At 56.0% G+C, this 13828-nt stretch carries 14 protein-coding genes and 1 pseudogene; 4 read left to right on the top strand and 11 right to left on the bottom strand.

The features are described 5' to 3' along the window. The first annotated feature begins 114 nt into the window (after positions 1-114). The gene (locus tag B5D52_RS01155; RefSeq protein ID WP_016147780.1) at positions 115-1290 is read left to right on the top strand and encodes an alanyl-tRNA editing protein; all 1176 of its coding nucleotides are present in this window, start codon (positions 115-117) and stop codon (positions 1288-1290) included. 36 nt (positions 1291-1326) lie between these two features. Here B5D52_RS01155 and B5D52_RS15845 read toward each other — a convergent pair whose 3' ends face one another. Beyond that, the gene (locus tag B5D52_RS15845; RefSeq protein WP_143149451.1) at positions 1327-1560 is read right to left on the bottom strand and encodes a hypothetical protein; all 234 of its coding nucleotides are present in this window, start codon (positions 1558-1560) and stop codon (positions 1327-1329) included. A gap of 54 nt (positions 1561-1614) precedes the next feature. Here B5D52_RS15845 and bilS point away from each other — a divergent pair, with 54 nt between their 5' ends. Then, on the top strand, positions 1615-2112 hold the full coding sequence (gene bilS / locus B5D52_RS01150) for a flavodoxin family protein BilS (RefSeq protein ID WP_016147781.1): 498 nt from the start codon (positions 1615-1617) through the stop codon (positions 2110-2112). A 215-nt stretch (positions 2113-2327) separates the two neighbouring features. On the opposite strand, the gene B5D52_RS01145 is transcribed toward bilS, so the two are convergent. Both B5D52_RS01145 and B5D52_RS01140 read right to left on the bottom strand, forming a co-directional pair. Further along, positions 2328-4052: an ABC transporter ATP-binding protein gene (locus B5D52_RS01145; RefSeq protein WP_016147782.1), complete on the bottom strand. Its 1725-nt coding sequence runs from the start codon at positions 4050-4052 to the stop codon at positions 2328-2330. A gap of 104 nt (positions 4053-4156) precedes the next feature. After that, positions 4157-4905 (bottom strand): annotated as a pseudogene (locus B5D52_RS01140) (YebC/PmpR family DNA-binding transcriptional regulator). 153 nt (positions 4906-5058) lie between these two features. Here B5D52_RS01140 and B5D52_RS16655 point away from each other — a divergent pair. Next, on the top strand, positions 5059-5193 hold the full coding sequence (locus B5D52_RS16655; protein ID WP_016147784.1) for a hypothetical protein: 135 nt from the start codon (positions 5059-5061) through the stop codon (positions 5191-5193). Between the two features lie 57 nt (positions 5194-5250). Here the strand turns inward: B5D52_RS16655 and B5D52_RS01135 are convergent, their stop codons facing one another. The 8 genes from B5D52_RS01135 to B5D52_RS01100 all read right to left on the bottom strand — a co-directional run bounded on the left by B5D52_RS01135 (position 5251) and on the right by B5D52_RS01100 (position 12395). After that, on the bottom strand, positions 5251-5658 hold the full coding sequence (locus tag B5D52_RS01135) for a Mini-ribonuclease 3 (RefSeq protein WP_016147785.1): 408 nt from the start codon (positions 5656-5658) through the stop codon (positions 5251-5253). Positions 5659-5767: 109 nt separating this feature from the next. Further along, positions 5768-6694, bottom strand: coding sequence for an RnfABCDGE type electron transport complex subunit B (locus tag B5D52_RS01130; protein WP_016147786.1), 927 nt, complete (start codon positions 6692-6694; stop codon positions 5768-5770). Positions 6695-6715: 21 nt separating this feature from the next. Then, positions 6716-7333, bottom strand: a complete 618-nt coding sequence (gene rsxA / locus B5D52_RS01125) for an electron transport complex subunit RsxA (RefSeq protein WP_016147787.1) — start codon at positions 7331-7333, stop codon at positions 6716-6718. Continuing rightward, a complete protein-coding gene (rsxE, locus tag B5D52_RS01120) occupies positions 7334-7954 on the bottom strand; it encodes an electron transport complex subunit RsxE (RefSeq protein WP_016147788.1) in 621 nt (206 codons plus the stop codon). It lies immediately after the preceding gene. Positions 7955-7973: 19 nt separating this feature from the next. Next, entirely contained in the window at positions 7974-8582 is a 609-nt protein-coding gene (locus B5D52_RS01115) for an RnfABCDGE type electron transport complex subunit G (protein ID WP_016147789.1), read from the bottom strand. 2 nt (positions 8583-8584) lie between these two features. Further along, positions 8585-9583, bottom strand: a complete 999-nt coding sequence (locus B5D52_RS01110) for an RnfABCDGE type electron transport complex subunit D (RefSeq protein ID WP_016147790.1) — start codon at positions 9581-9583, stop codon at positions 8585-8587. 15 nt (positions 9584-9598) lie between these two features. After that, positions 9599-10975, bottom strand: coding sequence for an electron transport complex subunit RsxC (gene rsxC / locus B5D52_RS01105; protein ID WP_016147791.1), 1377 nt, complete (start codon positions 10973-10975; stop codon positions 9599-9601). 394 nt (positions 10976-11369) lie between these two features. Next, the gene (locus B5D52_RS01100; RefSeq protein ID WP_016147792.1) at positions 11370-12395 is read right to left on the bottom strand and encodes an ATP-binding protein; all 1026 of its coding nucleotides are present in this window, start codon (positions 12393-12395) and stop codon (positions 11370-11372) included. A gap of 298 nt (positions 12396-12693) precedes the next feature. Between B5D52_RS01100 and gap the strand changes: the two genes are divergently transcribed. Then, a complete protein-coding gene (gene gap / locus B5D52_RS01095; RefSeq protein ID WP_016147793.1) occupies positions 12694-13722 on the top strand; it encodes a type I glyceraldehyde-3-phosphate dehydrogenase in 1029 nt (342 codons plus the stop codon). Positions 13723-13828: the final 106 nt, after the last annotated feature.

The raw sequence follows: 13828 nt of genomic DNA, 5'->3' as shown, positions 1-13828 counted from the left end.
GGACTAATTCTATCATGTCCATCTGTCGCTGTCAAGCGCTGTCTGCTTCTGGTTTTTGCAACCATTTTCTGGTATACTGAAAGCATAAAAAAGACTACGATAAGAGGGATACCCATGCAGGATGCACGCTATTATCATCACCCCGACGAGCGCAGCTTTGACGCGACCGTGACCGGATGCCGCGCCTACAAGGACGGTTTGTTTGCCGTCACGCTGTCCGACACCCTATTCTACCCCGAAGGCGGCGGTCAGCCGGGCGATACCGGAACGCTTTCAGGTGTTCGTGTGACCGATACCCGCCTGTCCGGGGACGAAATCATTCATGTATGCGAGACAGAACTGCCCGTCGGACAGACCGTACACGGTGAACTGGACTGGGAACGCCGGTTCCGGCACATGCAGTGCCACACGGGCGAGCACATCTTTTCGGGCATCGCGCACGAATTGTACGGCTGCAATAACGTGGGCTTTCACCTGAGCCGGGACTGTGTGACCATCGACTTTGACCGGGTTTTGACCCCCGAACAGCTGGCAGAGGTCGAACGCCAGACCAACGAAGCGGTCTTTGCCGATGTGCCGACGGTCATTTCCTACCCGGACGCGGACACGCTGCACACGCTGAATTACCGCAGTAAGAAGGAGCTGACCGGCACGGTGCGCATCGTGGAAGCCGGTGGACGGGATGTTTGCGCCTGCTGTGGCCTGCATGTCGCACGCAGCGGTATGGTCGGCTGCGTCAAGGTCGGCACCCAGACACCTCACCGCGGCGGTATCCGTCTGACCCTGCTCATCGGCTGGGATGCTGTGCGCGATTACGACCAAAAACAGAAGAGTGTCACCGAGATTTCGCACATCTTGTCAGCTAAGCCGCACGAGGTTGCACAGGCAGTCGAACTCATGGCATCGCGCAATGACCGCTATAAAACCGAGGTCATCGCCCTGCATGAACAGATTTTCCGACTTAAAGCCGCCCTGCTGCCCAGCAATCAGGATCGCCTGTGGAGTTTTGCCGAGAACCTGTCTCCGGTTCAGATTCGCCAGTTTGCCGATATTCTGGCCGAACAGACCGGATGGGCAGCGGTGTTCAGCGAAGCGCCGAACGGCGGATATCAGTACGCAATTTGCAGCCATAGCGTGGACGTTCGCCCCATCTGTAAGGAACTCAATCAGGCGCTGAACGGACATGGCGGTGGCAAGCCTGCCGTCGTTCAGGGCGCTGTTCAGGCATCCCAGAGCGAAATCGAAACCTTCTGCCGAAATCTCTCGATCGATCTCCGCACCCAACACTAAAGTTTTCGCCAGCCTTTTCCAAAAGGCTGCGGGTTCTCAGGGCAGCGCCCTGCGTCGCCGTCCGCAGACGGCGAAATCCCCTTTTGATTTTCCCGTCCCCCGCAAGGGAAAATCAACTAAAACAAAAATGAAAACGCGACGCGCACGTCGCGTCATCCCCCGCGGCCATTGGCCGCTCACTAAAACCGTTTCCACTTTGGAAACGGTTTTTTCTCCCCCCAATTCCCTTACCACGCACAAATCCTTTACAAATTGTGCCTTGATTTCCATATTTGTTTCTGCTATACTGTTTCAATCATAAAATCGATCAAGGAGAGAATTTGTATGAAAATCGCCATTTTATACGATAGCGCAACCGGAAATACCGCTTATTTGGCCGAAGCTCTGCACAAGACTTACCCGGACGCTGCACTGTGCACACCGGATACCTGCTCGGTGACAGATGCTGACTGCGTCCTGCTCGGCTTCTGGACGGATAAGGGCACCTGCTCGGACAAGCTCAAGGCTGTCCTGCCCGAGCTTTCCAGAAAGAAGGTATTCCTGTTTGGTACGGCTGGTTTCGGTGCGTCCGACAGCTATTTCTCCCAGCTCATCGACCGCGTCAAGGCCGAACTGCCGGCTGACTGTCAGGTGATGGGCTGGTACATGTGTGCCGGCCGCATGGACGAGGGTGTTCGCCGTCGCTATGAGCAGATGTGTGAGAACCCGGAGACCCGTGAAAAGGGTGAAATGCTGCTGCGCAACTTTGAGGCAGCGGCAGCGCATCCGAATGCGGATGATGCGACGGCGCTGGTAGAGCGCTGCCGAGCTGCGCTTGGATGATGAAATATGCAATAAAGAAAGACCGCTTGGAAACAAGCGGTCTTTTTTGTGTTGCGCGTCTGCGGACGTGCTTTTGGGTTTATTTTTAGTTGAAACCCGGGACGGACACCGGGTTTCAAAGGGGTGTTTCGAGCCTGCGGGCTCGACCAGGTTCCACCTGGACGGGCTCAAGGGACGCGTCCCTTGAGAATCCCATTCTATTGGTGCGGTGGTGGTTACTGCATTTCGTAATAATGCGCGTAAATGCCATCCTTTTCGAGCAATTCCTCATGGGTACCGCGCTCTGCGATGCCATTATCCGCAACCACCAGAATTTCATCCGCGCCGCGAATGGTCGACAGACGGTGTGCAATGGTGATCGTGGTACGATTCTTAGCCAGTTCGGTCAAGCTCTGCTGAATCCATCTCTCACTCTCGTTATCCAGTGCGCTGGTCGCCTCGTCCAGAATGAGGATGGGCGGGTTTTTAAGGAACACACGTGCAATGGAAATACGCTGTTTCTGACCGCCCGACAGGCGTGTGCCACGCTCTCCGACGAAGGTATCGTAACCATCGGGCAGGCTCTGGATAAAGTCGTGAATGTTTGCCTTACGGGCAGCGTCCACGATCTCTTCCATGCTCGCGCCCGGTTTACCATACGCGATATTTTCGCCAATCGTACCGCAGAACAGATACACGTCCTGCTGAACAATACCAATCTGGCTGCGCAGGCTTTCCAACGTCAGTTCGCGCACGTCCTGACCGTCGATGGTAACACGACCGCCGGTGACATCATAAAAACGCGGCAGCAGCGAGCAGATGGTAGTCTTACCGCTGCCCGAGGGGCCGACCAGGGCAATAGACTTTCCGGCCGGGATGGTAAACGACACATCGGTCAGCACCGGCGTATCGTCATCGCTGTAATGGAAGGATACATTCTCGTAGCATACCGTACCGCGCACGTTCTCCAGCGGCTTTGCGTTCGGTGCGTCCTCGATGTCGGGTTCGGTGTCCATGACCGCGCGGAATCGACGGAAACCGGACAGACCCTTCTGCATCATCTCGGTCAGCTCGACCAAAATCTGGATGGGGCTGATGAAAATACCGATATACAGGGCGTACATGGCAAGGTCGGAAGCCTGCATCTGTCCCTTGGCAATCAGGTAGCCGCCAAACACCAGCGTAACCAGATACATCATGCCCTGGAAGAACAGGTTGCTGCTCATAAATCCGCCCATGCAGCGGTAGTTTGCCTGTTTGGAGGTCAAAAAGGCATGGTTGCTCTGGCGGAACTTATCGCGCTCGATGTTCTCGTTTGCAAACGACTGCACGACGCGGATGCCGGACAGCGTATCCTGCAAGCTGGCGTTGACATCACCAATCTTGCGTCGGTTGTCCAGAAAAGTCTCCTGCATACGGCGATTCTGGCGCATGGAGAATGCGAACATCAGGACGACAAGAATGATGAGCGGGATGGCAAGTCGCCAGTTGATGAGGAACAGGAATACAAACGAGCCGATGATCTTGACGAGCGAAATAAACAGGTTTTCCGGACCGTGGTGAGCAAACTCCGAGATGTCGAACAGGTCGGACACCAGTTTACTCATCATCTGACCGGAATTATTCTGATCATAATAAGAGAAAGACAGCTTCTGATAGTGGTCAAACAGCTGCTGGCGCATGTCGCGCTCCATGTTCGCGCCCATCATATGACCCTGATAGCTGACGTAATATTTGCACGCACTCTGCACAACATACATCAAAAACAGGCCGATGCCGATGGGCAGCAGTGCCTTGAGAATGACCGCACCCGGCTGAGTAAACAGCGTTCCGGTCAGTGTGCGCAGGATCTGCGGATAGGCCAGGTCAATAAGGCTGATGACCATCGCGCAGATGAGGTCAAAGAAAAAGACCGCGCGATAAGGTTTATAGTATCGGATAAATGATTTTAAAGTATCCACGCAAAAACTCCTTTCGGTAATTTAGTCGCAAAACGCAGCAAAACAGCCTCTCTTGCTCGTGCAAAAGAGGCTGAAAGCGCGTCGTTTCCGGACGGATACGATTCTTAGCCCTCGTACTCGTCTTCGTTTTCCCAGTTGTGCCAAACAGACTGTACGTCGTCGTTGTCCTCGAGGTTGTCGAGCAGCTTGCGCATCTTCTCCATATCCTCAGCAGACTCCAGACGGATGTAGTTCTGCGGAACCATCTCGATCTCGGCCTCGATGAAGGTCAGCCCTGGCCCTCGAGTGCCTCACGAACGGTACCGAAATCAGCGGGAGAGGTGTAAATGGTGAAGGTCTGCTCGTCGGCCTGGAAGTCCTCAGCACCGGCATCCAGTGCCAGCATCATAACCTCGTCCTCGTCCTTGTCGAGTTCTTCACGGTCAACGATCATAACGCCCTTCTGGTCAAACTGCCAGCCGACACAGCCGGTTGCACCCATGCCTGCGCCGAACTTATCGAGCAGGTGACGCACGTCAGCTGCGGTACGGTTACGGTTATCGGTCAGAGTCTCGACGATAACAGCGACACCGCCAACGCCGTAGCCCTCGTAGTTGATTGCCTCGTAATCTACGTTGCCGTTTGCGCCCGAGTACTTGTCAAGCATACGCTTGATGTTGTCGTTGGGCATGTTGTTTGCCTTTGCCTTTGCGATGACGTCGCGCAGGCGGCCATTGATATCGGGATTGGGCGAGCCGCCTTCCTTGATGGCGATCGCCATTTCACGGCCGATCTTGGTGAAGATCTTGGCCTTCTTTGCATCATTTGCGCCCTTACGCTTGGCAATATTATGCCACTTGGAATGTCCGGACATTGTATCGATACGCTCCTTATTCATGTAATGTTATCCTTTAGGATTTTATCAAATATTTGGATGCTATGCAAGGGTTCCGGCAAAAAATTATTGCATAATCCGGTGAGAAGCCGCCCATACTACGGGTGAACCAATCGAAAAGAGGTGATTTTGATGTCTAAGAATCCGAAGGCAGCAAACCAGAAGTCCAGTCAGCAGTCCACGCAGAAGAAGACCGAGTCCTGCACCAATCAGAACGGTATGTCTTCTTCCAACCAGAACGGCATGAATTCTTCTAACTGCCGATAACGTGAAAGAGAGCCCGCGCGGTGTGCATCCGTGCAGACCGTATGGGCTCTCGGTTACTTATGCTTCGGGCTGCGCAATGACGTCATAGAGCGCGTTGATGCGTTCGTAGCGGCCTTTGAGGTACAGCCAGCCGAACAGCGCTTCCAGCGCGGTAGCGTACGCGTACTCGGCCTTGGACGCAGCCTTGGGCACGCCGTGCACCTTGGTATTGCGCGCGCGGCGGAAGACGTCGGACTCCTCCTCGGTCAGCATCGGCAGAATCTTCTGCGCCGCTTCGTACTGTGCCGAGGCGCGCACGAGCGCGACTGTATGGCTGTGCAGATTGCGTGCGGTGGTCAGTCCCCCGGTGACCAGACGGCCGCGCGTCAGAAGCTCATAGACGCAGTCACCGACATGTGCCAGCGCGAGCGAGGACAGACGGCCGATGTCGGCGTCGTCCATGGTAAAATGCAGGTAATCGTTCAAATTCCATGCCCTCCTTTGGGTCGTTACCATTATACCGTATCCCAGGGCAAAAAGAAAGAGGTCTGCCGCAGCAGACCTCTTTTCACTTTGCAGATTTCAGGGACGAAAATTACTCGCCCTTGGGTGCCTCTGCTGCCGGAGCAGCCTCAGCGGCCTTGGCTTCCGCTGCAGCCTGTGCCGCAGCTCTAGCCTTCTCGGCCTGTGCCTTCATCATGGCATCGAACTTTTCCTTCTCTTCCTTGGTCGGGATGGGTTCGATTGCATTCTTCGGGCAAGCCTTGGTGCACATCTTGCAGTTCTTGCACTTGTCATAGTCGATGACTGCGACGTTGTTGACTACATGGATGGCATCGAACTTACAGGTCTTTTCGCACTTCATGCAGCCGATGCAGGCATTGGTGCAGACCTTCATTGCCTGAGCGCCCTTGTCGTGGTTCATGCAGTTAACGTGAACCTTCTTGGACTTGGGAACCAGATCAATGAGCTTCTTCGGGCAAGCAGCAACGCACTTGCCGCAGGCAACGCACTTCTCAGAATCTACGACAGCCTTGCCGTCTACGATGTGGATGGCATCAAATGCACATTCCTTTACACAGGAGCCCAGACCCATGCAGCCGAATGCACACTCCTTGGGGCCGTTTGCAACGCGCATTGCAGCGTTGCAGTCCTGAAGGCCCTCGTACTTTGCCTTGTCGATCGCATTGCAGCCACCGTTACAGTGAACATGTGCGACCTTGGGCTCAGCGGTGTCCGCCTCAACGCCCATAACCTCAGCGATCTTGGCAGCAGCCGCAGCACCGCCGACCGGGCAGCCGTTAACCGGAGCCTTGCCCTCAACGATTGCAGCAGCCAGACCGTCACAGCCCGGGTAACCGCAGCCGCCGCAGTTTGCACCCGGCAGGCAGTCACGCACGAGCGGTACGCGCTCGTCGACCTCGACAGCGAACACTCTCGCCGCGATACCGAGCAGCAGCGCGAACACGACGCCCATGACAAACAGCACGAGCACCGCGGAAACAATATTCATAGTATCCATTATTCTCGATTCCTCCCTCGCTTACTTGAAGACCTGCAGGCCGGAGAAGCCCATAAAGGACATAGCCAGCAGAGCAGCGGAAACCAGCGCAATCGGGAAGCCCTCGAAGCACTTGGGGCACTTGGAGGTCAGATCCAGACGCTCACGGATGGAGGCGAACAGAACGATCGCCAGCGTGTAGCCGACACCAGCGGCAACGCCGTAAACAACCGAGCCGATGAAGGAGTATCCGTTGTCGATGTTGCTGATTGCAGCACCCAGTACGGCGCAGTTGGTGGTGATCAGAGGCAGGAAGATGCCGAGCGCGGAGTACAGCGCAGGCATGGACTTCTTCATGAACATCTCAACGAACTGTACGAGCGTTGCGATAACCAGGATAAATGCAATGGTCTGCATGTAGCCCAGGTTCAGGGGGTCCAGGATGAAGTACTGGACAGCCCACGATACAGCGGAAGCCAGCGCCATGACGAAGATAACCGCCATGCCCATGCCGACTGCGGTATCGGTCTTCTTGGATACGCCGAAGAACGAGCAGCAGCCAAGGAACTGAACCAGGATGTAGTTGTTGACCAGGATCGCGGCGATTGCCAGCGACAGAATATCGGTCAGGCCCATAGAAGCAGGTAATGCAATAGACATTTACTTGCCCTCCTTTCCGGACATGATCTTCTGAATTGCAGCCAGGATAAAGCCCATGACCAGGAAGCCGCCTGCGGGCAGGATCATCATGGTTGCAGGATAGTCCACCAGGCCGGGGATCTGGATGCCCTTGTCGCCGATGATGCCAGCAGCGATGGTGCCAGCGCCCAGCAGCTCACGGAAGAAGCCCATGAGTACCAGAGCGAAGGTGAAGCCCAGACCCATGCATACGCCGTCGAGCGCAGAGGGCAGAACCTTGTTCTTAGAAGCATATGCTTCTGCACGGCCGAGGATGATACAGTTTACAACGATCAGAGGCAGGAACAGACCGAGGGAAGCTGCCAGAGACGGGATGTATGCGTTGAGCAGCATCTGAATCAGGGTAACGAAAGTTGCGATGATGGAGATGAATGCTGCAATACGGATCTTATCCGGGATGAACTTACGCAGCAGCGAGATAACCACGTTCGAGCAGATCAGAACGACGGTTGCCGCCGCGCCCATGCCGATTGCGTTGGACAGCGAGGTGGTCGTTGCCAGCGCAGGACACAGACCGATGGTCTGCATGAATACCGGGTTGTCGAGAAGGACGCCGGCTTTCAAACGTTCTGTAAATTTCATAGTGTTCTAGCCCTCCTTCTTAACCCAGCGTCGCAACGTATGCGGCTGCGGTGTTGACGCCGTCGGTGACAGCGCGCGAGGTGATGGTCGAACCGGTGATGGCGTTGATGGTACCGCCGTCCTTGGTGACCTGCAGCTGACCGTCAGCCGGCTGGCCCTGGTACTGCTTGATCCACTCAGGATCGGTCTGGGACTTTGCGCCGAGGCCCGGGGTCTCGCCGTGTGCGGTGACCTTTGCACCTGCTACGGTGCCGTCGGTGCTGATACCAACGATCATGGTCAGCTCACCGCCGAAGCCCTTGGGGTTGACCTGTACGCAGTAGCCTGCGTCCTGGCCATCAACGGTTGCCTTGTAAACGCCGGAGATGGCAGCAGCCGAACGGCCTGCCGGCAGGGTAACGCCTGCGGCTGCGACGTCCTCTGCGCTCAGAACGACGCCGAGGTCTTCAAACTCTGCGCCCGGAATGATCTCTTCCATCGCAGCGTTACGGGTGTTAATGTCATTCTGCTCGATGAGCGGCGCGGTAACCTGATTGACCACGCCCAGAAGCAGTGCACAGACAAAGGTAATCAGGCCCAGTACAACGATCAGGCGGCCAATGCCTTCGCCCTTTTTGGTTTCGCTCATAATTACTTGGCCTCCTTCTTATCCAGTGCATAGCCGAACTTGCGCGGATGCGTCTTCTTGTCGATGACCCAAACGAGCGTGTTCATCAGCAGGATGGAATACGATACGCCCTCCGGCAGACCGCCGAAGTAACGGATGAATACGGTCAGCAGACCGCAGCCAACACCGAAGATAATCTGACCCTTCGGGGTGACCGGGCTGGTAACGTAGTCGGTTGCCATGAAGATGGCGCCCAGCATCAGACCGCCGGACAGCACCTGGCTGAGCATCCACTCGAAGTGACCCTGTCCGCCAAGCGGGAAGATAAAGGTCAGAACAGCAACGGTCAGGATGTAAGCGGCCGGGATGTTGATGGAGATGACCTTGCGCCATACCAGATATGCGCCGCCGATGATGAGGGCGAGTGCCGAGGTCTCACCGATCACGCCGCCGGTCTGGCCGAGGAACAGGTCGAGGAAGTTTGCGTCAGGCAGTGCACCGTTCTTAAGCTGTGCAAGAGGGGTAGCGGTCGAGATCGCATCGGTAACGGTCACGTTGCCGAACAGCGGGAGCTCTGCGCCTGCGCGGGTCCAGGTGGTCATGAGTGCCGGCCAGGAAGCCATCATAAATGCACGGCCAGCCAGTGCCGGGTTCATGAAGTTCTTGCCGATACCGCCGAACAGCATCTTAACGATGATGACGGAGAACGCACCGCCGATGACCGGCATCCAGATAGGTGCCGAAACCGGTACGTTGAAGGCAAGCAGGATGCCCGTAACGACAGCGGACAGGTCGCCGGTCGTGCCCGGCTGATGGAGCAGCTTGTTGTACAGCCACTCAAAGAAAACACAGGAAATAACGGTTGCCACCGTGATCACCAGCGCACGTGCGCCGAAGGTGATGACAGCCACGACCAGTGCGGGAAGCAGGGCCAGGCACACATCAGCCATCAGGCTTCTGGTATCATCGGCCGCCTTGATATGCGGCGAGGAGGTGACAACGACTTTGCTCAGATCATACATCAGTTTTTACCCCCCTTACTTCTTCTCGGCTTCAGCCTTCGCCTTTTCAGCGTCAGCCTTTGCCTTCTCAGCCGCACGCTTGGCCTGGATCTTGCTCTTGGTCAGGCGGAACTGTGCAACCAGCGGAATACGAGCCGGGCAGACGTATGCGCAGGAACCGCACTCGATGCAGTCCATTGCACCGCACTTGACGCTCTCGTCGAGGTCGTTTGCCTTGCCGTAAACATTCATGTAAATGGGCAGCAGGTGCATGGGGCATGCCTCGATGCACTTACCGCAGCGGATGCACTGCGGATCGGCAACGCGCTTGTCCTCGTCCTCGCAGAATGCCAGGAATGCGTTGGTGCCCTTGAAGACCGGGATGTCCAGAGAGAACTGTGCAACACCCATCATCGGGCCGCCCATGAGCAGCTTGTTCGGTGCAGCCTTGAAGCCGCCGCAAGCGTCGATCAGCTTCTCAACCGGCGTACCGATGCGAACCTCGAGGTTCTTGGGGGTCGCAACTGCCGAACCGGAAACGGTGACGATACGGCGAACGACCGGCATACCGGTGGTAAAGCGGCGGTAGATTGCGCCGGTGGTGTCCACGTTAAATACTGCGCAGCCTGCGTCAGCCGGCAGCTTGCCAGACGGTACTTCACGACCGGTGCAGGCATTGATGAGCTGCTTCTCTGCGCCCTGCGGGTACTTACACTTGAGCGGATACAGATGCAGACGCGGATCATCCTTAATCAGTTCCTCGATCTTGGCGAACGTGTCCTGCTTGTTGATCTCGATGCCGATGATACCGGTCTGCGCACCGATGATGTCACACAGCATCTTCAGGCCGCCGACAACCTCTTCGGGACGCTCGAGGAGCAGACGATGGTCGCTCGTGATGTAAGGCTCACACTCGGCAGCGTTTACGATGACCGTATCCGCAACACCGATGGCACCCTTAATCTTGACGTGGGTCGGGAACGTTGCACCGCCATGACCGACCATACCAGCCGTCCAGATGAGGTTGATGCGCTCATCATTGGTCATGGATGCGAAATCGTAGGGATGCACCGACTCATGCAGGCGATCCTCGCCGTCATTCTCGATGACGATGGACATGACCTTGCTGCCGTTCGGATGCAGGCGCGGCTCTACCGCGACGACCTTACCGGAAACGGTCGCATGAACCGGAGCGCTGACGAAACCGCCGGCTTCCGCGATCATCTGGCCCATGTCAACGATGTCACCCTTCTTTACAATCGGCTTGGCCGGAGCGCCGATGTGCATGGATACCGGCAGGATTACCTGCTCGGGAGTGGGCATCGCCTCGATGGGCTTGGTGTTTGTTGCAGCCTTAAATCCGGGGTCAGAATGTGTGCCCGGATGAATGCCGCCACGAAACGTGTACACCATTTAAGATTCACCTCTCCAAATATTTTGTGTACTTCCACGGGCGTGCAGGCCGGAAATGCCACCGGCTCGCACGCCCGTTTCGTTTGCTTTACCTCTCCATCCCCCGACAATGCGCGGAATACGAGAAGATGATATCTCGTAATATCACAACTTAGATTATACTAAGAAAACCCCATAAGAATCAACTGTTTTAATCAAAAAACTTCAATAAAATACCGTGGTTTACCCCCTCAAAGTGTTAACCAAGGCAAACAATTCGTCAATTTTCACAAGAATGCCGCAAAAAATCGCCTTCCAGCCTGTTCGCAGCCCTCCAAATAAAAAATCCTGCATCCGTACCGAATGCAGGATTGAATCCGTGTATACGCACAAAACCTCATGCTGTGCCCATTGATTACAGGACAGAGAGTTCGGTTTCCTCGAGCGGGTAGCCGTCCTCGACGAACTTCGGCGCACGCAGAATGGCGGGGTCTTCGGGCAGATCGTCCGCTATCGTCACGCGCACGGCCTTGCCCTCAGGTGCACCGACCAGCGACACACCGCCGCCGTGACGCATGGCAATCTCGCACACGGTCGGCAGTCCCAGACCGGGCGTATGCCCCTCGATGACCGGCGGCAATCCGCTCGCCGTGCCCACGCGCGCACTGGCTGTGCACAGTGCCTGGAAGGCCTCCTCGGACAGCACCATACCATCGTCGGCCACCTCAAACCAGACATGTCCGGGTGCACCGCCCCAGCGCACGGTGATCTGACTGACACCGGGTGCCAAAATCGCATTGGTCAATAGATGATAAAGCGCCATGCGGATGCCGTCCATCTCGCACACCGCGGTCAGATATCGCCCTTCCAGCTCGATCGGGATGGTCGTACAGCGTGCGGCAAAGCGTACCGTGTCCGCGCACAGTGCACCGATCTCGCAGCGCTGCATGGTGCGCGGCAGCGTGGTTCTGCCGTCGAGCTGCTCAATCTCATGCAGCAGACGGCACATGCGCAGCACCGACTTCTGTCGTGCACGCGGCTCGTCCAGTGCCAGAACGGACAGCGCCGCTCTCAGACGCTGTTCTACCAGCTGGTCGCGCAGCAGCGGACCGGTCTGTGTTTCAGGTTCTATATATATGAGATGACCTTCCGGTCCCGGACAGATGGTAATGGTCACCGTGTGCCCGTCGATCACGTCGCGTGTGCGCATGGTCTCACCGCGGGCAATGGCGATGCGCACCGTGCGCGCAGCCAGCTCGCCGAGCACCTCGTAGATCGGCCGCAGCGCGGGCTGACCCAGCAGATCTTCCGCCCGGTCGGTCTGCGCAATAATGCGCCCGGCATCGTCCACCCGGACAAACGCACGGTCGGAGGCATCGAGCGCGTCGAGCATCTGCCGGACAGACCATTCCTGCCCATCCAGAAAATCTCTGAAATCCATATCCAGTTTTCCTCCAAGATTTTTGGCATCCCGCGCACCGCACAAAAATAAAAGGTTATTTTTGTGCAACTTGAATATGCGCATTTTATGCACTATTTTTGCGTAATATTTGGGTAAATTGATTACGTTGATACTATTATAACACGGGCGCTGTGTAGTTTGCAAAGAATATCCTGGAATTTGGCGGCCAAATTTGACAAATCTTTCACATAACAGGGATTGCGAAAAGTCGGGGGTGTGTTGTATAATAATTTCGGCAATGTTGAATACTTGGATTGTTAATAGGAGGAATATTGCAATGGCTATCAAAGTAGGTATCAACGGTTTTGGCCGCATCGGTCGTATGGTTTTCCGCGCTGGTCTGAAGAACCCGAACATCGAGTTCGTCGCAGTTAACGATCCCTTCATGACCCCCGACTACATGGCATACATGCTCAAGTATGACACCATGCATGGTCGTTACGACGGCACCATCGAGTTCACCGACGACGCTATCATCGTTGACGGCAAGAAGGTTCAGTTCTTCGCTGAGATGGATCCCAAGAACATTCCGTGGGGCAAGGTTGGCGCTGACTACGTTGTTGAGTCCACCGGCGTTTTCCTGACCAAGGAGAAGGCTCAGGCTCACATCGACGGCGGTGCTAAGAAGGTTATCATGTCTGCTCCTTCCAAGGACGACACCCCGATGTTCGTTATGGGTGTTAACCAGGACGCTTACACCAAGGACATGACCTTCGTTTCCAACGCTTCCTGCACCACCAACTGCCTGGCTCCGATCGCTAAGGTTCTGGACGAGGCATTCGGCATCACCGAGGGCCTGATGACCACCGTTCACTCTGCTACCGGCACCCAGAAGGTTGTTGACGGCCCGTCCAAGAAGGACTGGCGCGGCGGCCGTGCTGCTACCGGCAACATCATCCCGTCTTCCACTGGTGCTGCTAAGGCTGTTGGCAAGGTTTACCCGAAGCTGAACGGCAAGCTGACCGGTATGTCCATGCGCGTTCCGACCCTGGACGTATCTGTTGTTGACCTGACCTGCAACCTGGCTAAGCCCGCTAAGTACGAGGACATCTGCGCTGCTATGAAGGCTGCTTCTGAGAAGCCGCTGTCTGAGGGCGGTCTGAAGGGCGTTCTGGGTTACACCGACGAGGACGTTGTTTCTTCCGACTTCCTGGGCGATCCCCGCACCTCGATCTTCGACGCTAAGGCTGGCATCCAGCTGACCGACACCTTCGTAAAGGTTGTTTCCTGGTACGACAACGAGTGGGGCTACTCCAACAAGCTGCTGATGCTCATCGAGCACATGGCTGAGGTTGACGCTAAGTAAGTTCCTCCCGACAATCGATTTTTCAAAAGGCGCTTCCGCTGGGAGCGCCTTTTTATCGTCTCTCTCCCCGGCGTACACAAAAATCTGCCGGTCTGTCTCACTTTTT

Source organism: Butyricicoccus pullicaecorum DSM 23266 (assembly GCF_900167005.1).
In the GTDB taxonomy this organism is placed as follows: domain Bacteria; phylum Bacillota; class Clostridia; order Oscillospirales; family Butyricicoccaceae; genus Butyricicoccus; species Butyricicoccus pullicaecorum.
Note: the sequence above shows the minus strand (reverse complement) of the source record. Positions and strands in the feature narration are given on the sequence as shown.

Bases quoted from the DNA above. Each gene is read 5' to 3' on its own strand.
- B5D52_RS01155 (WP_016147780.1), top strand. From the start codon at position 115: ATGCAGGATGCACGCTATTATCATCACCCCGACGAGCGCAGCTTTGAC.
- B5D52_RS15845 (WP_143149451.1), bottom strand. From the start codon at position 1,560: ATGGAAATCAAGGCACAATTTGTAAAGGATTTGTGCGTGGTAAGGGAA.
- bilS (WP_016147781.1), top strand. From the start codon at position 1,615: ATGAAAATCGCCATTTTATACGATAGCGCAACCGGAAATACCGCTTAT.
- B5D52_RS16655 (WP_016147784.1), top strand. From the start codon at position 5,059: ATGTCTAAGAATCCGAAGGCAGCAAACCAGAAGTCCAGTCAGCAGTCC.
- B5D52_RS01130 (WP_016147786.1), bottom strand. From the start codon at position 6,694: ATGGATACTATGAATATTGTTTCCGCGGTGCTCGTGCTGTTTGTCATG.
- rsxA (WP_016147787.1), bottom strand. From the start codon at position 7,333: ATGTCTATTGCATTACCTGCTTCTATGGGCCTGACCGATATTCTGTCG.
- rsxE (WP_016147788.1), bottom strand. From the start codon at position 7,954: ATGAAATTTACAGAACGTTTGAAAGCCGGCGTCCTTCTCGACAACCCG.
- B5D52_RS01115 (WP_016147789.1), bottom strand. From the start codon at position 8,582: ATGAGCGAAACCAAAAAGGGCGAAGGCATTGGCCGCCTGATCGTTGTA.
- B5D52_RS01110 (WP_016147790.1), bottom strand. From the start codon at position 9,583: ATGTATGATCTGAGCAAAGTCGTTGTCACCTCCTCGCCGCATATCAAG.
- rsxC (WP_016147791.1), bottom strand. From the start codon at position 10,975: ATGGTGTACACGTTTCGTGGCGGCATTCATCCGGGCACACATTCTGAC.
- B5D52_RS01100 (WP_016147792.1), bottom strand. From the start codon at position 12,395: ATGGATTTCAGAGATTTTCTGGATGGGCAGGAATGGTCTGTCCGGCAG.
- gap (WP_016147793.1), top strand. From the start codon at position 12,694: ATGGCTATCAAAGTAGGTATCAACGGTTTTGGCCGCATCGGTCGTATG.